We start from the raw sequence: 26821 nt of genomic DNA on the forward strand, positions 1-26821 counted from the left end.
CTATTCTATCTTATTTGCTACGATTTTTTGGTCTAGTTTTCTGGGAGTATTATAAACTTACAACAACTGCGGAAATACACTTTTTAAGCCGCCAACAAAAATCTCTACCGCAACGGCCGCAAGTAGCATCCCCATGATACGATTGAGCACATTAAGCCCGGTATCACCTAAGAAACGACTCACCTGCCCCGCTGCCATAAAGCTTAGATAAGTAATAATACTGATAATCAAACCTGCGGTGATAATCGCTAGCATATTAAAATAACTATGCCCGCTCGCGGCATAAATAATCACGGTAGAAATCCCACCAGGACCAATCACCATCGGAATCGTCAATGGCACCACGGCAGATGCCGCCCCTTGAAACGCCACGCCATTTAAATCCCCGGATTTACCGACATGCGGTTTGGCAACATTGCCAGCGCCATTCATCATGCCAATAGCAATAATCAATACCAAGATACCGCCTGCGATACGAAATGACCCAAGCGAAATCCCCAGCACCTTTAAGATAGGCTCGCCTGCCAACGAAAATATCGCGATGGTCACAAACACGGTAATGGCTGAAATCAGTGCAACTTTGCGAGTTTGTTGTCGATTGGCGTCTTTGGTGATATCAATAAATAACGATAACGCGGCAAATGGATTGACCAGTACCACCAGTGCCAAAAATATTTTTAAGACTTGAGATTCCATGAGTATTGACTAACTTGTTGGGTGAATATGACAAAACAGTTATGGTAGCATAAATTTAAGTAAGCCAGGTTACGGCGTTAATCCGCTTAGCGCTACCAGTACGCATACCAAGCCTACATCATGAACCCGAAATTAATGACTCTCTAACGTTTGGGTGATTTTATCAAGATTTAAACTATCGGACATGGCATTAAAAATCTCATAGTATTTGCCTTGCTTGCGGTATAGTTCATCATGCGTGCCTGTCTCCACCACGCGCCCTTGCTCGATGACCACCAAATCATCAGCGTCAATAATCTGCGCGATATTGTGCGACACGATAATCACCGTGCGATTTTGTTTGATTAAATCCAAACTGCGCTTGATTTGCTGGCTGGCAATGGCATCTAGACTTGCGGTCGGCTCGTCCAAAAAGACAATTGGCGGATTTTTGAGAAACATACGGGCCAGTGCAATACGCTGCTGCTGTCCACCTCACAAGGATTTGGCTTCGCTTTGGTAGCCTTTGGGCAGCTGGGTGATTTGTTCATGAATGGAGGCTTGTATTGCTGCCTGCTCAATCTGGGCTTGACTGGCCGTTAAATCGCCATAACGAATATTTTCTTCAATAGTCCCGCCAAAAATATGGTTTTTTTGCAACACCAAACCGATTTGTTGGCGTAGCTCATGGGTATCATAATCTTGCAAATCCTTGCCATCGAGCAAAATTTGCCCGTGCGTGGGCTGATAAAATTTTACCAACAGATTGATAATGGTGCTTTTACCTGCGCCACTCAGCCCGACCAACGCGGTAATTCGGTTGCGCCGAATGCGAAAGCTGACATCTTGCAAGGCTTGATTGCCGTTGGGATAAACAAAATCCACGTGTTGAAGTTCGATATCGCCCTGCACCGCCGCAGGATTGACACCGCCTACCACTTCGATTTGGCTATCATCCTCTAAGATATCAAAAAACCCTTCAGCATAAGTCAGCGCATCATTGACCTCATCATAGATACGATGCAACTGGCGAATCGGCGATGCGACGTTTTGAAATAACAACACATAAAACATAATCATGCCAATGGTCATCTGCCCATCAAGCACAAAATACGCGGTTAAAATAATAATCGCCACGACACCAATCTGCTCGATAAAGCTTTTGAGTGCATCATAGCCAAAGCCAATACCGCGCGTTTTAAGTTGGTTATCGGTCATCTCTTTTTGAATGGCAAAATGTTTTTGCGCTTCAATCGGCTCGCGGACAAAGGATTTGATCACGGTGATAGCGTTAATGAGCGAAATGATTTGCTCGCTTTTGCTCTCCCGATAGTGGCGCATCTGCCGACGAAAGCCTCGCAAACGCGTTGCTTGCTTTTGACTGATATAAAAATAAATCGGCACAATCACCAGCCCTACCATCCCCACCCACACATTGGCGCTAAACATCACTACCAGCGCTACCATCGCATTGGCAAATAAGGGCAACATATCAATAAAAAAGTTTTGCACCAAACGCGTGAGACTACTGACACCCAAATCAATGCGCGTCTGCAGCTTACCACTGTCGTTATCAGGATGAGTATAAAACCCCATGCGGTAACTTAAAATACGCGTCACGACTTTTTGCGATAAATCCCGGGATAAATTAATGCGGATTTTTTCACCAAAATAGCGCTGTCCAAAGCTAATTGCCGCGTATAACAGTTCTTTGAGCAGTAGCACGATGCTGATAGTCGTGAGCAGTTTTGCACCTTCCTGCCACGGCTCGCTGAGTTTGAGAATCTCGGTCAAATGATCGACCGTGTAACGCAGTACAAAAGCATTGACCTGCGCGGCAAATGAACCAACCACCGTAAGTAGCAGCGTCGCCATGATTAATGAGTGATAAGATTTTGCAAAAACGGATAATTTTTTGATAATTGACCACAGCACGGCACCGCGCTCGCGTTTGTTGAGTGATGTCGGTGCAGGTTGATTGGCTGGCAGTGTCGACGTATCAGCTAGCGATGGACTAGGAGATTGGTTGGGAGATGGGTTGGGAATATTTGGCAAGAGTGGCTCACAAATGATTTTTCAATACGTTTGGTGGTTTAATATCTTTGGTAAAGTTTAAATAAAACGAGTAAGTTTAAGGTAGTTGGTAATTGTTGCATTCTTGTCCATGCGAAGCTTTGCACTACAAAATCATAAAATAATTTTATGATAATTGGTATTATTTATGAATATTTATTATGATTTGAAGCTTTTAGCGGCAAATACCTTTATACTGGGCGGACTTATTTTTACCTTTCATTTTCTATCTTAGTTAATAGCCTATTAAAAGGATTTCAGCGTATGCCATTATCATATAAAGCTCCCCTACGTGATATTCGCTTTTTAACCAATGAAGTATTTAATTACCCCGAACACTACAAAACCTTAAAATCTGGTGAAAATGCCGATCCGGAAACCGTGGATATGATGCTTGAGAGTTTTGCGGATTATTGTAGCAATGTGTTGATGCCACTATACCAATCAGGCGATGCTGAAGGCTGCCATTTTGACAAGGGTGTTGTCACCACGCCAAAAGGCTTTAAAGAAGCTTATGATATGTTCGTTGAAGCTGGGTACCAAGCCATACCGTTTCCTGAAGAATTTGGTGGCTTGAATATGCCAATGTCTGTCAACCTCATCAAAAGTGAAATGATGGGCACAGCAAACTGGGCATTTTCCATGTATCCAGGACTGTCGGTAGGCTGTATGAATACCATCATGCAATACGGCACCCCTGAGCAAAAAGCCACTTATATGCCAGCCTTGGTAGAAGGTCGTTGGTCGGGCACCATGTGTTTGACTGAGCCACAATGTGGTACCGACTTGGGTCAAGTTAAAACCAAAGCCATCCCACAAGACGATGGTACTTATAAGATTAGTGGTACCAAAATCTTTATTTCATCCGGTGAACATGACTTAACGGAAAATATCGTGCATATCGTTTTAGCACGCCTACCCGATGCGCCTGAAGGTACCAAGGGTATTTCGTTATTTATCGTGCCAAAATTCTTGGTCACAGAAAACGGTGAGATTGGTGAGCGCAATCCCGTTAACTGTGGCTCAATTGAGCACAAAATGGGTATCAAAGCTTCAGCAACTGCAGTACTCAACTTTGATAATGCCACAGGCTATCTAATCGGTGAGCCGAATAAAGGCTTAAAAGCCATGTTTACCTTTATGAATACTGCTCGCTTAGGTACAGGTATGGAAGGCTTAGCGCATATGGAATTGGCTTTCCAAAACTCATTGCCCTACGCCAAAGAACGCCGCTCAATGCGTACCCTATCAGGTACCAAAGAGCCAAATCAAGTGGCTGATGCGATTATCCATCATGCCGATGTTGCGCGCATGCTGCTCACCCAAAAAGCCTTCTCAGAAGGGGCTCGCTCAATGATTTATCACGCATCACGCTATGCTGATAAAATGTTTGAAGGAGCGATGCTCGGTGACGATGCTGAATTCCACAAATGGGATGATAAATTGGGCTTTTATACCCCAATACTTAAAGGCTTCTTAACTGAACTAAGCATTGAATGTGCCAAACATGGTATGCAAATCTACGGCGGTCATGGCTACATCAAAGAATGGGGCATGGAACAAATCGCCCGTGATGCGCGCATCTCAACCTTGTATGAAGGTACCACAGGCGTACAAGCGCTTGACCTCCTAGGTCGTAAAGTGTTAATCCAATCAAAAGGCAAAGTGCTGCTTGATTACACCGCCAATATCATGAAATGGTGTAGTGAATATGCACTAGACAAAGGCATGCGTAAATTCGTTTGGGAATTGACCAAATACTGTGCAGAGTGGAATACCCTTACCACACGTATCATGTTGACGGCGCGTAAAGACCGTGAAATCGTCTCAGCGGCATCCGATGATTACTTAATGTACTCAGGCTACGTCATCATGGGCTATCACTGGGCACGTATGGCAGCGGTAGCGTATGATAAACTCAAAAATGGCGGCAGCGAAACCAAAGAATTTTATGAAGCCAAAATCAAAACCGCTGAGTTTTATTTTGAAAAACTATTGCCACGCGCCTCAGGTCACTCAGAGAGCATGTTGGCACCAAGCGATTTAATGGCGATGGATTTAGATAGCTTTAATTTCCTAGACTAATGGGTTAAACTTGTTGCGCCATTTTGCAAAAAGGCTGCTCAACCTTAATGGGGGCAGCTTTTTTATTGCTCAAAATTTTAACACATACGAAAGAATTGATTATGGAATTTACTGCTTTTTCGCGCCAAGTCATTGACCAACTAGAATCTGATATCCCCGCCTACCTCCAAGCCTGCAAGTTACCCTCGCCGCTGCATGAAGCAAGCCTATACGCGATGACCAATGGCGGCAAACGGGTACGTCCTTTGCTGATTGCCGCAACTTTTGCCACGGTAAAAACCGACAACAGTCTTGCCAACCCATCCCATCAATTATCTAATGACGTGCGCCGTGCCATGATGGCGGTGGAGTGTCTACACGGCTATTCGCTAGTGCATGATGACTTGCCTTGTATGGATGATGATGCGCTGCGCCGAGGTCGTCCTACTACCCATATCGCCTATGGTGAAGCCGCTGCCATGCTTGCCGGTGACGTGCTACAGACCTTGGCATTTGAAGCCTTGACCCATGCGTATTTTGGTGAAAACAGCGAGTTTGCCACTCCGCTTTCTGCTACGTTTGCGCCACGGGCACGGCGGATGGTCATGGGGCAAATGCTGGATTTAAATGGCGAGCACCAACAGCTTAGCCAAACTGCGCTTGAAGCCATCCACCGTGACAAAACAGGCGCGCTCATTGAAGCTGCAGTATTGATGGGTGCCATCTGTGCCAACGCGACTGACAGCGAGCGGCAAGCCCTCAATAGCTTTGCCGAGCAGATTGGTTTGGCTTTCCAAGTACAAGATGATATTTTGGATGTGACTGCCGATACCGAGCAGCTTGGCAAACCCGCGGGTAGTGATGAGAAATTGGATAAATCCACTTATGTCAAACTACTGGGCGTGGAAGCTGCCAAAACCTACGCGCAAAGCTTATTTGATGCCGCTAAAAATGCGGTGATTGCTGAATTTGGCGATGATAACTATTTGCTCGATTTAGCGGACTGGTTGTGGGCGAGAGACAAGTAATTATTTCTTTCTAAACCCAGCAAACAAGCCTTCGTGGTTAATTTTTGGCATTTTCATGGTCACGGTGTTTGATAGCAAATCATGCAGCGCCAAGCCTTGCTTATTGACCCATGCAAACCAATAATTAAACAATAGCCCGATAAACATACTAAAATACAGCGCACCCACCGACTGATGAATAAGATAGCCTATCATCCCGCAGACCACGGGTAATAAACACGCGGCTAATATCCGCATCATCGATTGCCGCCAACTCAGCAATGAGCCATCACGGTTCATGGTTTTGAGCCGCCAAGTCTGCATGCCAAGCGTCTGCCCTGCCTTACGCCAAAATACCCCATAAAACCCAACCAAGATAATCACGAAGGCGGGGATTTGCACAATATTACGATACCATAGCGGTAATGTCGCCGCTTGCTTCATATCCGTCCCTGCCAAACCTAGCAGTTTAGTCCCCAATACAATCAGCAACATCTGCACAAAAAATAGCATCGCCAAAATCAACATACCATCATACAGCATAGCAATCAGCCGAGTAGCCGCTTTTGCCATCACCGGTTGTTGTTCTGGCAATGGCGCTGATGGCAGAGATTGCGGCTGGCTGTTGGTTTTAGCTGTTTTTAACATTAGGGTTTCGGTCTTAGGCATAGGTATGGCGGGCGAATGATGGTAGCAATTAATAAGCGAAATTGTAGCCTAAATACAACCAAAACGCTATGACTCAAACACCAACTACAGACCCATCAGCGCATGGCTCATATAAACATAACTGGAATGAAAATGCTTTAGGCAATAGTGAGGCAGTGGTGAAACAACAGAACGGCAAAATAGCCTGCTGAGTAATTCGGGGCAAAAAAATAAGACATAAAAAAAATCGCCTGAACTCAAAGAGTGGCGATTAATTTTAACAAAGTAATTAGTGGTGCGCTTGGAGGGAGTCGAACCCCCGACCCTCAAGTTCGTAGCCTGATGCTCTATCCAACTGAGCTACAAGCGCTTAACTAATGTCTTCGTTTGAAGTGGGCGCTATTATAAGTTAGAATATTTATTTTGTCAAACTTTATTTTAAATAATTTTAAAACTAATTTTGCTTCAATAAATGGCGGTGACGGAGGGATTCGAACCCTCGATACAGTTTCCCGTATGCAGCCTTAGCAGGGCTGTGGTTTCAGCCACTCACCCACGTCACCGAATTGGTCTTACTTATCTATAACACCGTACAATAGTTTTAGTCAATGTCGCCATTAACCTCAAGTATTGTGGGTGGGCATTATAACAAACCAATCCAAATTTGCAAGACTTTTTAAAAAAATTATGTGAGAATAATTGCAGCACCTTGGCAGTGGCACCCTGCCTGCCTATGACCTAGTGGCTGTTTATGGCTCAGTCGTTATGTGATAATCTGTTTGAAATTAATGATTAAAAAAACCATTTAACTAATCCTTATAAGGATTGATAACCAGCCTGTGAGAATCTTATGTCAACCCCTGCTACTCTTGCCCCTATTCTAGTACCCAGCATGACACTGCGCCCCACTGTATTGTGTTTTTCGGGGTTAGATCCCTCAGGCGGCGCAGGCTTGCAAGCGGATATTGAGTCGATTGGGCAAGCAGGGAGTCATGCAGCGATTGCCTGTACCGCAGTGACCGTTCAAAGTTCACAGCAAGTTTTTGGGTTTGAGGCATGCGCAAGTGAGCTGTTAAGGGCGCAAGCACTGGCGGTGCTCAATGATTTGCCTGTCAAAGCCATCAAGTCAGGGATGCTTGGCACCACTGACAATATTGCGATGCTCGCGCAGCTTTTTACCGATGGCAGTATTGCAACAGGTACGCCGTATGTGCTTGACCCGGTACTGGTGGCCAACAGTGGCGGTGCGTTAGGCGACAAAGACACCTTGGTGACTGCCTTTGCCCAGCTAACCCCTTTTGCGACCCTAATGACCCCTAACAGCATTGAACTGCGTGATTTGACAGGCATCGACAATCTCCACGCCGCCGCCAAAGATTTGTGTCAACAAGGTGCCAAAGCAGTGCTAGTCAAGACGTCTCACGATAACCAAGCCTCTGGTATCGAGCAGTATTTATACGTTAATGACAACCAAACCTGCCGACTGGCATACCAAGCGATTTTGCCAAGACTGGCGGGTGAATATCATGGCTCAGGCTGTAGTCTGGCAAGTTATATCGCAGGTCGCTTGGCACTGGGTGATGAGCTTGTGACAGCGGTACAATGCGCAGATATTTGGACGCAACACGTGCTCAAAGTCGCTGATATTGTCCACCCTCATGGTCAAAGAATTCCCAAACGCTTTCATTACACCTCAATGCTAGGTTAGGCAAGCTACTATGGGGTTATTATTGGAGTGGTCGATTGTCAAGACGTTGCTATTGCAGCTAGGTGTGATCGCCCATTTTCTCATCACGCTTTGGCTAGTTGTGCGGGTTATTCAACAGCAGCGCCGCCAAAGCGTAGCAATTGCTTGGATTGCGGTATTATTTGCCCTACCTGTTGTTGGCATCATCGGTTATATGTTATTTGGTGAAACTAATATTGGGCACCAGTACCGTAAGCGTAGTTTGATGGTGCAAAAATTACTGCGTGACTTTGCCAATGCTCATCAGATTGATTTTAATAAAATTTCCGAAAACTTAGACACCGAAGCACGGCAACTGAGCAATATCGCCCTATTAAAAACTGGGCTTGGCGTGTACGACAATCATACGCTGACGCTGATAACAGACGCTGACCATATTTTTGCCAGTTTATTGGCCGATATCCGTGCGGCAAACACGATGATTTTGCTAGAGTTTTATATTGTTTCGCCACAAGGCCGGGTGATTGAGTTATTAGAAGCTTTGATGGCGGCTACCCAGCGCGGCGTATCCGTGCATTTGCTCGCTGATAGCGTTGGCAGTCATGCGTTTTTTCGCAGTTCGTGGGTGCAAAAATTGAGAGACGCTGATGTTTTTGTGCATGAGTCGCTGCCCGTGGGTTTGTTCAAAACTATTGTCAAACGCATTGATATCCGCAATCATCGTAAGCTGGCTATTTTTGACAGTTGCTATGGCTATACGGGAAGTTTTAATCTAATCGACCCCGATTTTTTCAAACAAAACGAGCATGTGGGTAAATGGATTGATGTCATGATACGGGTGGAGAGCCATGATACCGTCAATTCGGTGAAAGCCATGTCACTTGTCACGACCACGGATATCAGCGCAGAAACCAACGCCAATTTTTCAAACCTTGAAAAAATCGTTAATCGCTTTACCAAGTCGCTGTATATTGACACCTCAAAGCTGCATCATCGCAAATTACAACACGAGGCTAACGCTCGCGGGGCAGGTCAAAACGCTAACACGCGTGTCGCTCAGCCGCCCCTGCTTAAAATTTTGCCGCTGCAAAGCAGCCTACAAGCTTACCCATCGGTGAGTCAAGTCAGCTTGCAGCTGATTCCATCGGCGCCAGAATTAACCGGGCATGTCATCTACGAAACCTTGGTGTGTGCAATTTTTGCTGCCAAAAAACAAGTGGTTATTACCACGCCTTATTTTGTGCCAGATGATGCGCTGCTGCTTGCCATGACTACCGCTGCCAAGCGTGGGGTCAAGGTTATTTTAAATGTACCCAAAAAAGTAGATTCGCTGTTGGTGCAGTTTGCTTCACAGGCTTATTTTGAGCCGCTGTTGTCAGCAGGGGTGCAGATTTATTTGTTCAATGCCGGCTTGCTACATGCCAAGATTTTGTGCGTGGATGACGATTATTGCTTGTTTGGTACCGTGAATATGGATATGCGCAGTTTTTATCTGAATATGGAGGTAAGTATGGCGATTTATAATCGTACCATGACCCAGCAAATACTCACTTGCCAGCATGAATATCTGCGACAAAGTGAGCTATTACAGCGCGATGGATGGCAGCAGCGTAGCTTTGGGGCAAAATTCTTGGACAACGCTATTCGCCTGTTTAGCCCACTGCTTTAAAGCTTACTCATTTAATCGTCGTTTGCCAAAGACTATAGGGTTACAAAGACTAGAGGGTTAATAGATAAACACCTACGGTTTGCACCAAGGTTTCTAGCAAAATAATCAAGAAAAAACCCAGCATAGGTGCCAAATCAAGCATGCCTGTGGCAGGTAATACTTTGCGAAATGGCTGAATAATTGGCTCACTAAGCAGGGTGAGCAGGCCAAAAATCGCTGGCATTTTTTGGGTAAAAAGCATCACCCAGCCCCCGATAAACGAGCCAATGATGATGTACTGGCACATTCTTAAAAAATCAATCAGCAAGGTCACCGCCGCCACAAAAAACATCATGACAGGTGAAAAATGCCGCGATAGATAATCAACCATGGCTAAGTTCACCTCTGGCATATAAAACAGCCCAATATTTTGACTATCAATGCGCATCATGCCAAGCACGCCCCAAATAAAAATCATCCGCAGCAAAAATAGCAACACCAAACTTGCGGTATTAATTCTGCCATCGCCTAGGGTTGGGAAAATACGTCCAAACACATCGACAATGCGTGTCATACGATAAATGGGTTTGGCAAACGCATCTTTTGCCGTAATGCCAGCAAACTGAATCATAAATCGAAAGAAAACCAGTATCATCGCCGCCGCAACGACGATATCAAACAACCCTGCCAAAAGATTAGTCATGCCCTGTTTTTATCCTTATTTGCTGCTTACACACTTGTTAACGATAAGCCGTTAACATAGTCAATTAAAATTTGCTGTTGTAGCCAATGTTGTAGCCAAATCGAGTTATTTGCCAAACGCTTGGCTGATCTCACGCGAGCGCTGCTCACACGCTAGCATGGCATCGGCAATAATTTGATGCATTTGTTTGGCATCCATCACTTCAATTGCCGCTTGGGTAGTCCCATTGGGCGAGGTCACTTTACGACGCAGCTCAGCTGGCGTATCATCACTGGTCAATGCCATTTGCGCTGAGCCCAATGCCGTTTGCATTGCCAAAGCCGTTGCTTGGGTTTGGGTCAGCCCCAATTTTTCACCCGTGGCAATCATGTTCTCTAACATATAAAAGAAATACGCAGGCGCTGACCCTGAGATAGCGGTCACGGCGTGCAGTAGGTCTTCGTCATCTACCCATAACACCAGTCCTGTCGCGGACATCACTTGCTGCGCAAGTTGCTGCTGCGCCTCGCTGACCGCTGCTGTCGCGTACAAGCCTGTGGCACCCATTTGAATCATCGCAGGGGTATTTGGCATCGCCCGCACTAGCTTGACTTGCGGCCCCAACCACTCGGCTAAACTCTCGGTACCAATCCCTGCGGCAATTGAAATAACCACTTGCTCGCCCCAGCTATCTTTGACTGGCAGTAACACATCTTTAATGACCTGCGGTTTGACGGCGAGCACGACCACATCGGCTTTTTCGATGGCGCGTTTGGTATCGTCGATATTGCTCGCATTGTAAGTATTTAACCCTTGGGCTTGAAAATCCGCTAACTTCTCGGCATCGGTTTCTACCACATGCAGTAGGCTAGTTGGTTGACCCTTTGCTAATAGCCCTGCAATGAGTGCCGATGCCATATTACCGCCACCAATAAAGGCGATATTAAGAGAAGTTGTGGTTGCCATAGATGTCCTTTGTAATCATTTTTTGTGGGGTGACGAAAGCAGTTAGACGAAAGTAGTTAAAGGGTTCGCCCTCGCTATTATTCGCAAATAAGTCTACCATACCTACTGCAAATTTTGATGACAAATTTTGATGACAAATTTACAGCGTAAATTGGTGTACATGGCGCAAATTCAAGCGATTCATGCCCGTTTGATAGTCTAAGTCCATGACAGTCTTAGCCCATGACAGGCTTAAATCAATGAGATTCACTATCAAGACTGTCTGTCCAAACCAAGTGCCACGGACAAGCTGCTTGGGTAGCCAAATTCAGCTCACCGGCATCTGCCAGCCAAACACTGATATTCGGCAATAATAAAGCAAACCGTTTTGGTGTTTGAGATGCAATGGGTGCCTTTTCATTGTTGTCATCCATAATGACCACTTTGGCAAATTGTCGCTCCCAGCTAGGAATATCAAATCGTTGGCACAGTTTTTTAAACGATTGGTGAAAAGATTGTGACAATAATTGAAAAGACTCATTGGGCAACACGGCTCTGATAGCAAGCGCCAATTCTAGAGATAGCCCCACAGATAATTCCTCAGATAGCCCCACATCAGCAGTCAAATTGGCTAATACCTTGTTATCTGACTTGCCATGAATCGCCTTCACATAATCGGCATCAAGACGGTATAACGTATCGCGGTATTTTCTAATCTCAATCCCCTGCCACTGCAAAATCGCTTGCTGGTCTGTTTGCGCTGATTGTAGTAACTGCTCAATTTGTACAATCAATCGCCGAGTGGGGGCAAATTTTTGTGAGCCTTTGACCCAATGATGCAATAGATTAAAGCGTCTTGCTTGGCTCAATGATTTTAGATTGGGGATATGCAAACATTGCTGATGACTTGTCCAGCCATTTGAGCGCTGACATAGCGCCAAATCTTGTTGATATTGGTCATCGACTATGTGATGCGCTTCGGTTAGGTTTTGCTGGGTGCGGGTGATATTTTGCACTACTTTATGAAAGCGCTCATCAAGGAGTGGCAAAATCTGATTACGTAAAAAAGCGCGCTGATTAGCTACGCCAAAATTGGTAGGATCATCGACATGAGGGATATGTTGCGCCACTACAAAGTCGCTAATCTCATCACGCGTTACTCCAAGCAACGGACGCCATAACCAAATGGGTTTGCCAAATTCGTGTTGCACCGCAAATGCCGTCATACCCGTCAGCCCTGCCAACCCTGTTCCTTGGCATAGGTTCATCAACAAGGTTTCGACCTGATCGTTGGCGTGATGGGCCAAGGCAACAATAGCGTTTTCGCCTGCAATCTGTATGATGGCACGATAGCGAGCGGTTCTGGCTTGTTGTTCATTTGCTTGTTGTGTGCCGATTTGTTGTTCGTTGGCTTGTTGTTCTTGGCTGATTGTACTATCGGCGGCATAAATTTGCTGCGATTGCCAATCGATACAAACGCTGTCATAGTCGATGTGGTGCTTGTGGCAATAAGCTTCTACCAGTTGTTGCCAGTCATCACTGACTTTTTGCAATTTATGGTTGATATGAATCACATGAATCGGTAGTTGTAGCTGCTGACAGGCGAACAGTAATGCCATCGAGTCTCGCCCGCCACTGCACGCAATATAAATTTTAGTGGCAGCCTTGGGGTGCGGGTTGATATGGGTTTGATAACTTTGCTTAATCGCTTCAATGACAGATGACATAGGGATAGACGACATAGTGCTCAAGCTCATGCGGCAAGAGAAAAACAGTGAGATAAAACAAATGCGATAAAATAATGGGCGCCTCAATAAACGCCCATGAGTCATTAAAATAGGTTAAATCACTGATAATTAAGCAGAGGCTTTTGGTAATGACACCGTAGAATTAAAGCTCATCAATTTTTCATAGCGTTGTTGCAGACGCGTTTGCTCATCAAGCTTTTCAAGCTGTGCTAGCTGTTGCTCGAGCGTGGCTTTAAGGTTGGTCATAGCCACATCGCTGTTAATATGCGCGCCCTCGCCTTCCCCAATCACTTCATCAATTAAGCCAAGAGATTTTAAATTTGTCGCACTGAGTTTCAACGCCTCACTGGCTTGGGGCGCTTTTTCAGCCGTTTTCCATAGAATCGATGCACAACCTTCAGGCGAAATCACAGAATAAATGCTGTTTTCTAGCATATTGATACGATCAGCGACGCCGATCGCCAATGCACCGCCTGAACCCCCTTCACCGATTACCGTGGCAATCACAGGCACATTCAAGGATGAAAATACCGCAATACTTTGGGCAATCGCTTGCGCTTGACCACGCTCTTCTGCACCTACGCCAGGATATGCGCCTTGGGTATCAATAAAGGTCAACACCGGCAATTTAAACCGTTCTGCCATTTGCACCAGTCTAACTACTTTGCGGTAGCCTTCTGGGTTTGCCATACCAAAATTGTACTCAATACGCTCACGGGTGCTGCGACCGCGATGTTGACCAATCAGCATGACAGGCTGGTCGTTAAACATCGCCATGCCCCCCAAAATCGCTTTGTCATCGGCATACGCGCGATCCCCTTGCAGCACATCAAATTCCGTGAACAGCTGGTTGGCATAATCCAAAAATAATGGTCGTTTTGCATGACGTGCAAGCTGTACTTTTTCCCAGACACTCATTGTCGTTATTCCCTTGTTTTATTGCGACTGTTGTCATCTTAATATCGTATGACAGACCTAAGCTCTTAATTTAAAATTTAAAAATTTGCTTAGCTATTTACTTAGCTGTTTATCTAACTATTTACTTACCCAATAGCTGGCTCATAAGTGGCAACGGATAAGCTCATGCCCCACTTTTGCCAAATATCAATTTCATCTTGCAAATCTGATAGCACAAGACTTGCGTTATCATCGGCTAAATTTACCGAAACTTCCCAAGTATGGTTATCTTTAGCCGCTAGCTGAATCGGTAGCGTATCATGTTTGCTACGGCTGTGATGCACCAGTACCGCTAGGCGTAAAATCAGGGTTAAATACACCAGATTGTCACCGCCCACCATTTTGACTTCATCAAAACTATCAGGTTTTAATTTACGGCGATGGTGCATGACGAGCTGCGACAAGCGTGTTTTATCGACTTGTGAGAACCCATCAATATCCGAATTTTCCAGCAAATAGGCACTGTGCCTGTGATAGCTACTATGGCTGATGGCAAGACCAATTTCATATAAATAGGCACCACGGCGAAGTAAATCCGCGTCTTCTTCATCAAGCCCCAAGCGGTTTTTCACTTGGTCAAACAGCTGCTGCGCGGTACCTACCACACGTTTTGCTTGTTTTCTATCCACCGAATAACGCGTCATCAAGGCTTGTACACTGCGATCGCGCACATCTTCACTGGCAAAACGCCCGAGCATATCGTACATGACGCCTTCGCGCAGCGCACCATCTGAATAAGAGATGGTATCAATGCCCAAAACATTCATCGCTGCCAACAGCACCGCGACACCAGCCGGCAGCACTGCTTTACGAGTGTCTTTAATATCGGCAAAATCAATATTGTCGATATGTTTTGCTTTAATCAGTAATTTTTGAATTTCTTTGACACCGCTGTAGGTTACCCGAGCATTTTCATCGGCAAGCCCAAGTTGCAGCAAAATTTGATTGACCGCTTTAATCGTGCCGCTTGAGCCCGTGACACTGTCCCAACCCGTTTTTTGGTACAAACGGCTAATGCCAAGCACTTCTTTTCTCGCCGCAGCAATCGCTTTTTCAAACGCTTTTTCGGTGATAGCGCCGTCAGTAAAATAGGATTTGGTAAAGGCAACACAGCCCATCTGTAGGCTTTCGGTCAAAATTGGGTCGAAGCCTTTACCAATAATAAACTCCGTCGAACCACCCCCAATATCAATCACCAAGCGTTTGTCGGTACTGGCATTGGTATGAGAAACTCCCAAATAAATTAGACGCGCTTCTTCTCGCCCAGCAATGACTTCTAAGGGTTTGGGTAAAATTAAATTGGCTTGTCGAATAAATTCATCCGCATTCTTGGCTTGGCGCAGGGCATTGGTAGCCACAATCCGTAACCGCTGTGGGGAAACAGCGTCTAGTCGTCCAACAAAACGGGTCAAACAATCCAGCCCGCGTTTTTGTGCCTCAAGCGACAAATAGTTGTTTTCATCAAGTCCAGCGGCAAGCTGCACTTTTTCTGACATTGATGCTAATTTGCGTACTTCCCCATGGTCTAACCGCGCGATGGCAAGATGAAAGCTATTTGAGCCAATATCAATGGCGGCCATAAGTTCGTTGTTAGCAAGTAAGTCAGGCATATGTCACTTAGTGTCGGTTAAAGTCAATAATTCGATTAGACACCATTTTACGCATTTTCACCCCTGAGTAAAAGCCATTTTATTGCAACTGCAACTTTTGCCTCCCGCGATACCTGTCCATTGATGAAAAAAATTGACTTTAATATTTTCTAAAAAATTCTATCGTTACAATCATTTAGATACGATTAGTTAGATACCATTAATGTTTCTTATCATAACTATCAAAACAATTAACCATAGCCATACCCTGTTTTGGGGTTGTGTTATGCTAAGATGACCCTATCATAATAATCACTATAAATTAATTTGCCGTTGGGTGTCTGTTTAATAGATTTCATTATCCTATCATTGTTTCTATCACTGTTTGATTGTATCCAATATTAAGATTTTTTTATTAGGCAAAAACAAGCACTGGGCAAAAACAAGCGTTTGGGTCATTACTTAACCGTAATCCAAAACCTAACAGTTAACAACATCAACACGTAGGAGTTACTATGTCTTCAGTTATTCATGCCGATGAAGGTACTTTTGAAAAAGCAGTATTACAATCAGATACCCCAGTATTGGTTGATTTTTGGGCAACTTGGTGTGGTCCATGTAAAGCCATTGCCCCTGTATTAGACGAGCTTTCTTCAGAATATGAGGGTAAAGCGCGAATTGTTAAAATCGACGTTGACCAAAATCCAAACCTAGCTGCACAATATGGTATCCGTAGTATCCCTACCTTATTTATGTTCAAAAACGGTGAAAAAGTGGATGCTACTATGGGTATGCAACCAAAAGCCCAATTGACTGCTCTTATCAACAAACACTTATAATCGCTAGGGTAAGAATCATTAGCGTAGGTTAATAGGTTAAATTGAATTTTTATATTGGTAACGGTATATTTTTTTGATAATTACCAGTGAGATTCGCCGCGATTTTGATACTTGTGAGTAAAAAAATCGCGGTTTTTTATGCCCATACATTGACAAATGAATATGTCAAGTCGTATAGTGTGTCTCACAAAATAACTATCTTATCGATATGCTTAACGTTACGTTAGCAGGCATTTACTATTATTTGGTTTAGTACTTGGTATTGTCTGTTTGCAACGCTCAGTTAATCATTTCAAACGTTTCTATTTTTTTCTCTTTATATTCTCTTCACACCCTACTGTCTTAAAACGATGCAGCGCCTTTGCTCGACTCACGTTTTGAGGTGGTTCAAAATTAGTTATTGATGATTTACCTATGAATTTGACTGAACTCAAGAAAAAATCGATTGCTGAATTGTTGTTGATTAGCGAGCAAATGGGTCTAGAAAACATGGCCCGTAGTCGCAAACAAGATATCATTTTTGCCATTTTAAAAACCCACGCCCGAAACGGTGAAGCTATCTATGGGGATGGCGTGCTTGAGATTTTGCCCGATGGCTTTGGTTTTTTACGATCGTCGGAAGGCTCTTACCTAGCGGGTCCCGATGATATCTATGTGAGTCCGAGCCAAATTCGCCGTTTCAATCTCAAGACGGGTGACTCAATCGCAGGGACGATTCGCCCACCCAAGGATTCTGAGCGTTATTTTGCCCTATTAAAAGTTAACGAAATCAACTTCGATACCCCAGACCGCTCTCGCCACAAACTGATTTTTGAAAATTTAACCCCACTTTTCCCCACCCAGCAGCTTCGCCTAGAACTGGGTAACGGTACCACAGAAGACTTAACCGGCCGTATCATTGACTTGATTGCCCCGATTGGTAAAGGACAACGCTCGATTATTGTCGCCCCACCAAAAGCGGGTAAAACTGTACTGCTACAATCTATCGCGCAATCCATCACCAAAAACAACCCAGAATGTTATCTCATCGTGCTGCTCATTGACGAGCGTCCTGAAGAAGTGACCGAAATGCAGCGTACGGTGCGTGGTGAAGTGGTCGCATCGACCTTTGATGAGCCGCCAACCCGTCACGTACAAGTCGCCGAAATGGTGATTGAAAAGGCCAAACGCTTGGTTGAGCACAAACAAGACGTGGTGATTTTACTCGATTCCATTACGCGTTTAGCCCGCGCCTATAATACGGTATTGCCTTCATCGGGTAAGGTATTGACTGGTGGGGTGGATGCCAATGCACTAGAACGCCCAAAACGCTTTTTTGGTGCCGCACGTAATGTCGAAGAAGGCGGTAGCTTGACCATTATTTCAACCGCTTTGATTGACACAGGCAGTACCATGGATAAGGTGATTTATGAAGAGTTTAAGGGGACAGGTAACCAAGAAATTACCCTTGAGCGAGACATTGCCGAAAAACGGGTATTCCCTGCCATCAATATCAAAAAATCGGGCACTCGCCGTGAAGAGCGTTTGATGGATGAAGCGATGCTACGCAAAGTATGGATTCTGCGCAAACTGCTACACCCCATGGATGAACTACAAGCTACCGAATTTTTGCTAGAAAAACTTAAAGACTCAAAAACCAATGATGAATTCTTTGAGCAAATGACGCGTAAAGATAAATCTTAATCATGTTACCGCTTAATCCTGTTAATTAGCTGACTCATAGAAATGAAAAAGCTCAACCTGGTGTTGAGCTTTTTGTTGGTGTCTTTTTTATTGGCGTCCTTTGGGCTTAAATCGCAACGCTACTTAAATTGCACCACTAAAAGTATCGCATTGGTTGATATCACCCGATTTTAAACCGCGTGAAAACCACGTCATACGTTGTTGACTGGTACCATGGGTAAAGCTATCAGGGACAGCGGCACGACCACTGGCTTGGGCCAAACGGTCATCACCGATTTGCTCCGCCGCATTAATCGCTTCTTCAATATCGCCTTGCTCTAAGAATTGAACACGTTGTTGGTTACGGTTTGCCCAAACACCCGCAAAACAGTCCGCTTGTAGTTCTTGACGCACTGATAAATTGTTGGCTTGCGCTTGCGTGGCACGGCGACTGGCTTCATCTACTTTTTGGCTAATACCTAACTGATTTTGTACATGGTGACCCACCTCGTGAGCAATGACATAAGCCTGTGCAAAGTCACCTGCTTTACCTTGGTTTTGTGCATCACCTGAACCATTTTGGTCACCTGTGATACCCAGTTTTTGGCGCATTTCTTGGAAAAAACTGGTATCAAGATAGATGCGTTGGTCAGCAGGACAGTAAAAAGGCCCTGTCGCTGAAGACGCATTACCACAACCCGAACGTACCATACCATTAAATAACACTAATTTAGGCTGTTGGTATTGCATATTGTTTTCACTAAAAATCTGACCCCACACTTCTTCCGTGTCTTTTAACACCACTGAGACAAATTTTTGGTCGCGGTCAGCCGTTTGCTGGTCAAGGGTTTGTTGACCGCTACTATTGCCACCTGTGATTGCAGAACCTGTTTGCATCGCAGTCATAGGATTCATACCAAACACCAGCCATAAAATCAAACCAATGATAATAGTACCAATACCGCCACCCACGGCTTTACCGCCGCTGACCAATACATTCGAACTACCGCCACGATCTTCCCACTTCATACCACTACCTCCTTAAATACTGTCTTGCTTTTATAATATGCTCATATAATATGCTTATTTTGGCATTGTAGCATTTTGCCTAAAAATTACTGTGTGAAATCGTAGTTTTATACAGATTTTTGAAAATAAACCCTAATAATATGCAACTAATGTAACTTATCTACCCATCAAAGCCTTAGAAATCTTATTAAGATTAAGCAATTATCACCATAAAAAATTATTTTTTAATTATATCCAATAGACCGCTAAAACAAAAAAATTTTGTAAATTTACAAAAATAAAGATATCTTTGCCATATTTTTATGCGTATAATACGTCATTTTCCGCGAAAAGCTAAAAAAGATATCTTTTTCGTACGATATTAATGAGTCTAAAAAGTTGTATTTGTGATTGCGGTGTTATTTTGTTACAACCTTTTATCAGATTTATTATATTTTTTTATGCGAAAGTTATTCTATCTTGACTAAGTTTCCGCTACAATATTGCCAGTTTCATGTCCCGTGTGTCTTTAATTCTAAATAAACTCTTTATTTAGAGTATCGTCGAGTGAATACGGGGTTATTTTCTTTAGGAGAACACGTAATGAACGTTAAATTAATCGCTGTATCAAGTCTAGTTGCTGCATCTTTAGCTATGACTGCATGTAGCAAAAAAGAAGAAGCTGCACCAGCTGCTGCCTCTACCACTGCTTCAACTACAGTTGCTTCATCAACTACTACCACTGTTGAAGCTTCTGCACCAGCAGTAACTGCATCTGCTGCAACTGTTAACGCTTCTACTGTTGTTGTAGACACTGCATCTGCTGCCGCACCAGCTTCTGCTGTTGCTGACGCTGCCGCTTCTGCTGCTGCAACCGTTGCTGACGCTTCTGCATCTGCTGCAAAATAATCAGTTTTTTAAACTGAACAAAAAGGAAACCCGAGCGGTTTCCTTTTTTTATGCTTAAAAATTTTATGGTTAAAGATTTTGTATGGCATAAAATTTTTAACATTATTTAGATATTAAAAAAGTGGGTCAATGCCCACTTTTTTAGCTACATGGCTTTCTTAGCCCGCTGATTTTTTAGCTAATTAATTTTTTACCTAAGTGGCTTTTTAGCTAAGTGAATTTATTGTTTAACAGGGGTAGCTGGCATAAACTGCGCTTGGTTGACATCAGTGCCATTGGCTTGATGCTGCGTTTTTAGTGATTTTGCCACTTCAGGCGGCATATAATTCTCATCATGCTTTGCTAATACTTCGCTTGCTACAAAAGTATTGCCTTCAAGCGAACCCGTAGCTACCACGCCCGAACCTTCGGCAAATAAATCTGGTAAGATGCCTTTATAAGATACCGGTACGGTGGATTTAAAATCGGTGATTTTAAATTTGACATTGAGTGGGTCTGTGCTATCTCGCTCGACACTACCACGCACGACCATGCCCCCTGCTCGGATACGGGTATCTTCAGGTGCTTTGCCTTGACTAATGGCTGTGGGGTCAAAATAATAGTCGGTTTGTTGTCCTACCGCATAAATTACAAGGACGACGGCAATGATTGCGCCAAATAAGGTTGCCATTACCCACATTAATTTTTTTTGTCGTACTTTATTCATCGCTTTTTTTCATCTCACTTTTGATGAACCACACCCTATGGGGCTACTTGTCTATTATAACACTGATTAGGGCGATAAATACTATTATCCGCTGCCCTTAGCCGTACGTTGATGACGCTGTTGTTGGCGCGCCTGCTGGGTAGTGATATCTCGGTAGGTCGCTTTACGCTGACTACGACTAAAAAAGACGAGCGCGATAATGCCTAGTAAAGTCAGTAGCCAAGTTGACCACACATAACTACCATGCCCACCCATGGCGATAAACTCGGCAAAATTACGAAAATACGGGCTCATTGGTCACCTCAGGTTTGAATGTAGGTTTAGAGAATAGATTGATGGCATAGGATTAAAGCTATCGCTAGTTAAATGGCGATACTTTATGTCAATAAGCAGGCTCTAACGATAACACTTTAACGATATAGTCGTTTGCACTCATCAATCACCCACTGTTTGCTACTTTCGCGTTGCAAAATCAAGGTGTTGGTACGATAGATGGTAAGCGCAGCCACCAAAAAATAACTGCCTAACATCATCAGCAACAGCGGAATATACATATCAGGCGGCATTTTTGGACGCTCAGTTACGGTAAATGTCGAGCCTTGGTGTAGGGTGTTCCACCAATTGACAGAATATTTGATAATCGGCAAATTAACCGCACCTACAATCGATAAAATCGCCGCCGCTTTACCACGACTAGCGGTATATTCAAATGCAGCAAATAGCGCCATCACGCCTGCGTATAAAAACGCCAAAATCAGCATAGAAGTGAGACGCGCATCCCATACCCAGTATGTGCCCCAAGTAGGCTTTGCCCAAATAGAGCCTGTAAGTAAACTTAACACACAAAGCATGAAGCCAATCGGCGCAATCGCTTGGGCAACCAAATTGGCGGTTTTAATTTTCCAGACCAAAAAAATCACCCCTAAAATTGCCATGCCCAAATAAATTGACATGGCTAGACTGGCAGTGGGGACATGGATAAAGATAATGCGATAGCTATTGCCTTGCAAATAGTCAGGAGGCGCAAACGCTAATCCCCAAACGGCACCCACCGCTAATAGCAGCGCAGCAATGACAGCTAAATATCTCACCCAAGGGGCAAAAATACGATAAAACTCTTTGGTGCCAACAGTTTTAAGAAATCCTTGCCAAAGGCGAGAAAAAAAGCCATTTTTGCCAACGTTTGGGGTAATTTCTGCCATGGAATGCGCCTTGCTTTTTTTTCTAAAATGAATGTAAGCCATCAACAATAAGATATTTGTTCGCTTATTTTACTGGTATTTGGGGATTTTTTCATCTAAAAATCATCAGCTTAACCAAGCCAGTTTTAATGAAAATGCAATCACAAAAGGCGTGACGATGACTGCCAAAATACTGCCCGCCAGTAATAGTGCTAAAATCGGATAACCGTTCAGCCCCATGGCAAATTGCCCCACTGCCCCCGTAGCAAAAATCAGCACAGGGAGCTGCATCGGTAACGAAATCAATGGCACCAACACCGCGCCGTTTTTTAGCGATAATGTCAAGCTACTGGCAATCGCTGATAAGCACAACAAAATCGGACTGCCCACCAAAATAGAAGCACTCAGGGCAATGGCTGCTTGGCTCGTCAAACCAAAAAGCGGCATCGCCAAAAATGCGAGCAGACACACCATACCCGCACTGGTTAGCCAATGCACGATGAGCCGTACTAGTACCCAAGTGGGAATCGAGGCACGAGCGACAACCAATTGCGCCAGTGTACCGTTATCGAGGGCTGGGCGAAATAAGTTTTCCATACCCATAATCAGCGACAATAACGCTGCAATCCATACCGCAGGCACGCCCAGTTGCTGCAGTAATTTTGGCTCGGTGCCCATCGCCAGTGGAAATAAGGTGATGATAATTAAAAACAACACCAGTGGATATAACCACTGCACTTTGTTTTGCTGTTTGATTTGCCATTCGCGTTGCCACAGGGCAGAAAAATCAATCATTGCAGTTGCCCCTAAACCATATACAAAGTTAAATCTAATTGCTTGTTGGCGACGGCGACAGTTTGGTGGCTGGTCATGAGCACTGCCCCGCCGCGCTGAACGAATGTCTGCATCAAGTGTTCAATTTTGGCAATCATATTGACATCAAGCGCGGTCAGCGGCTCATCAAGTAGCCAGCAAGGAAATTGCGCTACATACTCCAGCGCAAACAGCAAGCGTGCCAAACCCACGCGGCGCGTCTGCCCTGCCGAGAGTTGATAGCAGTTGATTTTCTCATAACCTGCTAACCCAACCCAATCGAGTGCTTGCTCAAGAGCATCTGCGCTTGGTTTGATACCATACAAGGCTAACAAAAATCGCAAATTTTGCTCAACGGTGAGTTGCAAATGAATACCCAATTGGTGCGCCACATAAAATGGCTGCACAGGTAGCCCTGCCTTGCCCTGCCAGCTAATATCACCGGTTAAAACAGGAATCAACCCTGCAAGCTGCATCAAAAATGTAGTTTTGCCAGTGCCATTTTCACCCACCAAATGACAAATATCGCCACGGTTTAGCACCAAATTCACCGCTTCACACAGCGGAAATTCGCCACGTTGTATAGTGACATTGTGACAGTTTAGCAGCGAACTGGTCGTTAAGGTAGGTATAGCAGTGGGTGTTGGATTTGGCATAGCATTGGTTAAAATTTGCAAGTCATTAAATAGATAACAGATTAAATTGATAAATCACAGCCCTATACCCATTGTATAGATAATTGGCTAAAGTTGTGTAGAACGCTTATTATATACTAACTTGCGACAGGTCTTTGCTATTATCAATATAAAGTATCCATATAAAGCTTGGTGATAGCGTCAAAGTTTTACCAACCTGTTTGTTAACTTTTTTTATTTTTTAACTGTTCTGCTTTTCGTTTTTCTTTCTATTTTTAGCTATTTTTTGTTGGGTAAGTGAAATCAATGTCCAAAAATCCGAAGCGTTTATGGCAACGCCTAAAACTGTTCTTTACTGCTGAAAAATCAGCGCCGCTCCCTGTAGCCGATAAAACAACTGACCCTAGTCATTGTGCTGAGTCAGGCGAGCATACCGAAGCTACTGGCTATCAGCCTTTTACTAAAAATCGAATCAATCCAGCGTTTGATGAGGATAGCCATTCACAAGATGAACCGATTTTAGCCAGTGACGCGCTAAATGCAGATGACGAATTCGAGCTACAACCGATTACCCCCGATGACATAGAGCATATCTTAGCCAGTATGGGTTATCAATTTATGTATCACCCTGCCAGCGAACAAGATGAGCAAAGCATTCATCATTATACGATGCAAGTGTCAGATAAAGAGCGGCATTGGGGTTGTATGATTCGTTTTTTTAGTGAGCAGCAATTGATTGCGGTGTACAGTATTTATCCTACGGCGATTGCTGAAGCCAATCGTCCTGAGATGCTCGCCATGCTGGCTTATCTAAATTATGATTTGATGATTGGTAATTTGGAAATGGATGTGATGGACGGCGAGCTGCGCTTTAAGACGTCGCTTGATTTGGAGGTGACGGGGGTGAGCGAGTTAATTATGAGTTATTTGATACAGAGTAATTTCTCGTTGTTTTCACGGCTGTATGACACCATTCGCGAGATGATTGAGCAGCCCCATACTACGCATGATTTGCAAGGTGCGGTAGACAAGCTGATTGACTCTCAGCAAGCCCGCAATTTTTTCTTGGCGTCTGATGCCATTCAATAATAAGCGGCCAACATAAAAAAGGCGATGACATTCATTCATCGCCTTTTTTATGAGATAGTAAAAGCTGCTACAACATGGCAGCGACTTCCGCGCCTTCGCGAATGGCACGTTTAGCGTCCAATTCGCCTGCCAATTTTGCCCCACCAATCAAGTGATATTGGGCTGTCAAGTCATCACCCACCGCAGGCATCAAGTCATTGACCGATTCTTGCCCCGCGCAGATAACGATACTATCAACGCGCAATAATTGGCTATGACCGTCTGGGTTAGTAATCCAAATGCCTTCATTGGTAATTTTCTCATAGCCAATGCCGCTCACCTGTTTGACGCCATGCTTATTGATATGAGCACGGTGCACCCAGCCTGAGGTTTTATTGAGACCTGCCCCCAAGCGACCTTTTTTACGCTGCATCAAATACACTTCACGGGTCGGGGTAATGGGCTCTGGTTTTACCAGTCCACCTTCGCTGTCATAGTGTGGGTTGGTGTCCACACCCCACTCACGTTTCCATGAGGCTACGCTTTGCGGATGGGGTTGATAAATCACCTTGCCTTGCGCATCTTTTTCAAACGGTTTCACATGGGTGGAGGTCAAATATTCGCTAACATCGAAACCAATTCCGCCTGCACCGATTACCGCGACTCGCTTACCTGCGACTTTTTGACCCGATAGCAATTCGGCATAGCTCATTACTTGCGGTAACTCCACCCCTTCAAAGTCAAGCGCCCGTGGAACAACGCCTGTCGCAATAATCACATCATCAAACTGACCTGACTCTAGTTCCTCTTTGCTTACTTTATGATTGAGTTTGAGCTCAATGTCTAAACTGTCCACCAAATTGGTAAAATAGCGGATGGTTTCAAAGAACTCTTCTTTACCTGGAATCACTTTGGCATAGTTAAACTGTCCGCCGATTTTATCCTGTGCTTCAAACAAAGTGACCTGATGACCGCGTTTGGCGGCGACCGTCGCCGCTGATAGCCCTGCCATGCCTGCGCCCACTACGGCAATTTTTTTGGCTTTTTTGGCAGGTTTATAGACCAGTTCGGTTTCATAACAGGCTTGGGGGTTGACCAGACAAGTTGAGCGTTTATTGTCAAATGTATGATCTAGACACGCTTGGTTACAGCCAATACAGGTATTAATTAAGTCAGTTTGTCCTAAACTGGCTTTTGCCACCCAGTCTGGGTCTGCCAAGAACGGACGCGCCATTTGTACCAAGTCAGCTTGGTTCTCTGCTAGCAGCTGCTCGGCAGTCTCTGGCATATTGACACGGTTGGCAGCAATCACAGGAATAGTCACGTGGCGTTTGACTTCAGCAATCACATCGGCAAACGCTGCGCGTGGCACTGACGTGACGATGGTCGGGATACGTGCTTCATGCCAGCCAATCCCCGTATTTATTATGGTCACGCCAGCTTTTTCGATGGCTTTGGCGATAGTAATGACTTCATCCATGGTGTTGCCATCGGGCACCAAGTCAATCATCGATAAACGGAAGGTGATAATAAACGCTTCTCCCACCGCCTCGCGTACCGCTTTAATAACTTCAAGAGCAAAACGCATACGGTTTTCTAGACTACCGCCCCATTGGTCAGTGCGCTGATTGACGTGATTGCTTAAAAACTGATTGAGTAAATAGCCTTCTGAACCCATGATTTCGACGCCATCATAGCCCGCCATTTGTGCAAGTTTGGCAGTTTTGGCATAGTCTTTGATAGTCGCCAAAATATTTTTTTCACTCATTTGACGAGGTTTGAAGGGTGAAATAGGCGATTTGATGGCACTGGCTGATACCGCCAATGGATGATAACCATAGCGACCGCTGTGAAGAATTTGCAAGATGATTTTGCAGTCATATTGGTGCACAGCTTTGGTGACTTTACGATGATTGACTACATCGCCTTTGTGATTGAGCGTTCCGCCTGCCGGCACTAACCAACCTTCATGATTGGGCGAGATACCGCCCGTGATCATCATGGCAACTCCCCCTTTGGCGCGCTCGGCAAAATAAGCGGCTAGCTTTGGATAGTTAAAGAACCGATCTTCAAGCCCTGTATGCATCGAGCCCATCACAATACGATTTTTTAACGTGGTAAATCCTAAATCCAGGGGTTCAAAAATATGCGGATAATGGGTGTTATGAGTAGATATCTGGCTGTTATTTGACATAAATAATCCTTGGCAGTAATTTCCTTTCACTATTTGGTCACATTAAGCAACTAATCTTGTCATTTTGTAAATGAGTTCGTTAT

At 44.4% G+C, this 26821-nt stretch carries 22 protein-coding genes, 2 tRNA genes and 1 pseudogene; 8 read left to right on the plus strand and 17 right to left on the minus strand.

Features of this window, described 5'->3' with window-relative positions:
• Positions 1-57: 57 nt before the first annotated feature.
• Together RT084_RS09275 and RT084_RS09280 are read right to left on the minus strand one after the other, a co-directional pair.
• Positions 58-696: a MarC family protein gene (locus RT084_RS09275; RefSeq protein ID WP_007117140.1), complete on the minus strand. Its 639-nt coding sequence runs from the start codon at positions 694-696 to the stop codon at positions 58-60.
• Positions 697-828: 132 nt separating this feature from the next.
• A pseudogene (locus RT084_RS09280) lies at positions 829-2550 on the minus strand (ABC transporter ATP-binding protein).
• Positions 2551-3012: 462 nt separating this feature from the next.
• Here RT084_RS09280 and RT084_RS09285 point away from each other — a divergent pair.
• Together RT084_RS09285 and RT084_RS09290 are read left to right on the plus strand one after the other, a co-directional pair.
• The gene (locus RT084_RS09285; RefSeq protein WP_313099483.1) at positions 3013-4833 is read left to right on the plus strand and encodes an acyl-CoA dehydrogenase C-terminal domain-containing protein; all 1821 of its coding nucleotides are present in this window, start codon (positions 3013-3015) and stop codon (positions 4831-4833) included.
• Positions 4834-4934: 101 nt separating this feature from the next.
• Positions 4935-5840, plus strand: coding sequence for a polyprenyl synthetase family protein (locus RT084_RS09290; protein WP_313099487.1), 906 nt, complete (start codon positions 4935-4937; stop codon positions 5838-5840).
• Here the strand turns inward: RT084_RS09290 and RT084_RS09295 are convergent, their stop codons facing one another.
• The 3 genes from RT084_RS09295 to RT084_RS09305 form a co-directional block, all read right to left on the minus strand.
• Positions 5841-6467 (minus strand): RDD family protein, encoded by a 627-nt coding sequence (locus tag RT084_RS09295; RefSeq protein WP_227715564.1) that lies wholly within the window; start codon positions 6465-6467, stop codon positions 5841-5843.
• Positions 6468-6760: 293 nt separating this feature from the next.
• A tRNA-Arg gene (locus RT084_RS09300) sits at positions 6761-6837 on the minus strand.
• A 103-nt stretch (positions 6838-6940) separates the two neighbouring features.
• Positions 6941-7030 (minus strand) — tRNA-Ser (locus tag RT084_RS09305).
• 335 nt (positions 7031-7365) lie between these two features.
• Between RT084_RS09305 and RT084_RS09310 the strand changes: the two genes are divergently transcribed.
• Together RT084_RS09310 and RT084_RS09315 are read left to right on the plus strand one after the other, a co-directional pair.
• Positions 7366-8175, plus strand: a complete 810-nt coding sequence (locus RT084_RS09310; protein ID WP_312385372.1) for a hydroxymethylpyrimidine/phosphomethylpyrimidine kinase — start codon at positions 7366-7368, stop codon at positions 8173-8175.
• A 10-nt stretch (positions 8176-8185) separates the two neighbouring features.
• Positions 8186-9823, plus strand: a complete 1638-nt coding sequence (locus tag RT084_RS09315) for a phospholipase D-like domain-containing protein (RefSeq protein ID WP_313099492.1) — start codon at positions 8186-8188, stop codon at positions 9821-9823.
• Positions 9824-9872: 49 nt separating this feature from the next.
• Here the strand turns inward: RT084_RS09315 and RT084_RS09320 are convergent, their stop codons facing one another.
• The 5 genes from RT084_RS09320 to RT084_RS09340 all read right to left on the minus strand — a co-directional run bounded on the left by RT084_RS09320 (position 9873) and on the right by RT084_RS09340 (position 15744).
• Positions 9873-10505 carry a YggT family protein gene (locus RT084_RS09320; RefSeq protein WP_313099495.1) on the minus strand — a complete coding sequence of 211 codons (633 nt, stop codon included), beginning with the start codon at positions 10503-10505 and terminating at the stop codon, positions 9873-9875.
• Between the two features lie 105 nt (positions 10506-10610).
• Positions 10611-11450, minus strand: a complete 840-nt coding sequence (proC, locus tag RT084_RS09325; protein ID WP_313099499.1) for a pyrroline-5-carboxylate reductase — start codon at positions 11448-11450, stop codon at positions 10611-10613.
• Positions 11451-11686: 236 nt separating this feature from the next.
• On the minus strand, positions 11687-13171 hold the full coding sequence (tilS, locus tag RT084_RS09330; protein WP_313099503.1) for a tRNA lysidine(34) synthetase TilS: 1485 nt from the start codon (positions 13169-13171) through the stop codon (positions 11687-11689).
• 114 nt (positions 13172-13285) lie between these two features.
• A complete protein-coding gene (locus RT084_RS09335) occupies positions 13286-14095 on the minus strand; it encodes an acetyl-CoA carboxylase carboxyltransferase subunit alpha (RefSeq protein ID WP_313099506.1) in 810 nt (269 codons plus the stop codon).
• 125 nt (positions 14096-14220) lie between these two features.
• A complete protein-coding gene (locus RT084_RS09340; protein WP_313099509.1) occupies positions 14221-15744 on the minus strand; it encodes a Ppx/GppA phosphatase family protein in 1524 nt (507 codons plus the stop codon).
• Between the two features lie 494 nt (positions 15745-16238).
• On the opposite strand from RT084_RS09340, the gene trxA reads away from it, so the two are divergent.
• Positions 16239-16562 (plus strand): thioredoxin, encoded by a 324-nt coding sequence (gene trxA, locus RT084_RS09345; protein ID WP_036589854.1) that lies wholly within the window; start codon positions 16239-16241, stop codon positions 16560-16562.
• A gap of 414 nt (positions 16563-16976) precedes the next feature.
• Positions 16977-18245: a transcription termination factor Rho gene (gene rho, locus RT084_RS09350; protein ID WP_060994528.1), complete on the plus strand. Its 1269-nt coding sequence runs from the start codon at positions 16977-16979 to the stop codon at positions 18243-18245.
• Positions 18246-18368: 123 nt separating this feature from the next.
• Here rho and ypfJ read toward each other — a convergent pair whose 3' ends face one another.
• Complete coding sequence (gene ypfJ / locus RT084_RS09355; RefSeq protein WP_313099513.1) at positions 18369-19253, minus strand: KPN_02809 family neutral zinc metallopeptidase; 885 nt, start codon at positions 19251-19253, stop codon at positions 18369-18371.
• Positions 19254-19835: 582 nt separating this feature from the next.
• Here ypfJ and RT084_RS09360 point away from each other — a divergent pair.
• Complete coding sequence (locus RT084_RS09360) at positions 19836-20141, plus strand: hypothetical protein (RefSeq protein WP_312385355.1); 306 nt, start codon at positions 19836-19838, stop codon at positions 20139-20141.
• A 220-nt stretch (positions 20142-20361) separates the two neighbouring features.
• Here the strand turns inward: RT084_RS09360 and ccmE are convergent, their stop codons facing one another.
• From ccmE to ccmA, 5 genes are all read right to left on the minus strand, one after another.
• Complete coding sequence (ccmE, locus tag RT084_RS09365; protein WP_040404183.1) at positions 20362-20847, minus strand: cytochrome c maturation protein CcmE; 486 nt, start codon at positions 20845-20847, stop codon at positions 20362-20364.
• 84 nt (positions 20848-20931) lie between these two features.
• Positions 20932-21141 carry a heme exporter protein CcmD gene (ccmD, locus tag RT084_RS09370; RefSeq protein WP_062332181.1) on the minus strand — a complete coding sequence of 70 codons (210 nt, stop codon included), beginning with the start codon at positions 21139-21141 and terminating at the stop codon, positions 20932-20934.
• Positions 21142-21257: 116 nt separating this feature from the next.
• On the minus strand, positions 21258-22049 hold the full coding sequence (locus RT084_RS09375; protein WP_312385360.1) for a heme ABC transporter permease: 792 nt from the start codon (positions 22047-22049) through the stop codon (positions 21258-21260).
• Between the two features lie 105 nt (positions 22050-22154).
• Positions 22155-22823 (minus strand): heme exporter protein CcmB, encoded by a 669-nt coding sequence (locus RT084_RS09380; RefSeq protein ID WP_007117161.1) that lies wholly within the window; start codon positions 22821-22823, stop codon positions 22155-22157.
• 11 nt (positions 22824-22834) lie between these two features.
• A complete protein-coding gene (ccmA, locus tag RT084_RS09385; protein ID WP_312385362.1) occupies positions 22835-23497 on the minus strand; it encodes a heme ABC exporter ATP-binding protein CcmA in 663 nt (220 codons plus the stop codon).
• A 285-nt stretch (positions 23498-23782) separates the two neighbouring features.
• Here ccmA and RT084_RS09390 point away from each other — a divergent pair, with 285 nt between their 5' ends.
• A complete protein-coding gene (locus RT084_RS09390; protein WP_219332185.1) occupies positions 23783-24565 on the plus strand; it encodes a YbjN domain-containing protein in 783 nt (260 codons plus the stop codon).
• A 67-nt stretch (positions 24566-24632) separates the two neighbouring features.
• On the opposite strand, the gene RT084_RS09395 is transcribed toward RT084_RS09390, so the two are convergent.
• Positions 24633-26738: a 2,4-dienoyl-CoA reductase FMN-binding domain-containing protein gene (locus RT084_RS09395; protein ID WP_219332184.1), complete on the minus strand. Its 2106-nt coding sequence runs from the start codon at positions 26736-26738 to the stop codon at positions 24633-24635.
• Positions 26739-26821 lie beyond the last annotated feature (83 nt).

This window comes from Moraxella sp. CTOTU48717 (assembly GCF_032057165.1).
In the GTDB taxonomy this organism is placed as follows: domain Bacteria; phylum Pseudomonadota; class Gammaproteobacteria; order Pseudomonadales; family Moraxellaceae; genus Faucicola; species Faucicola tetraodonis.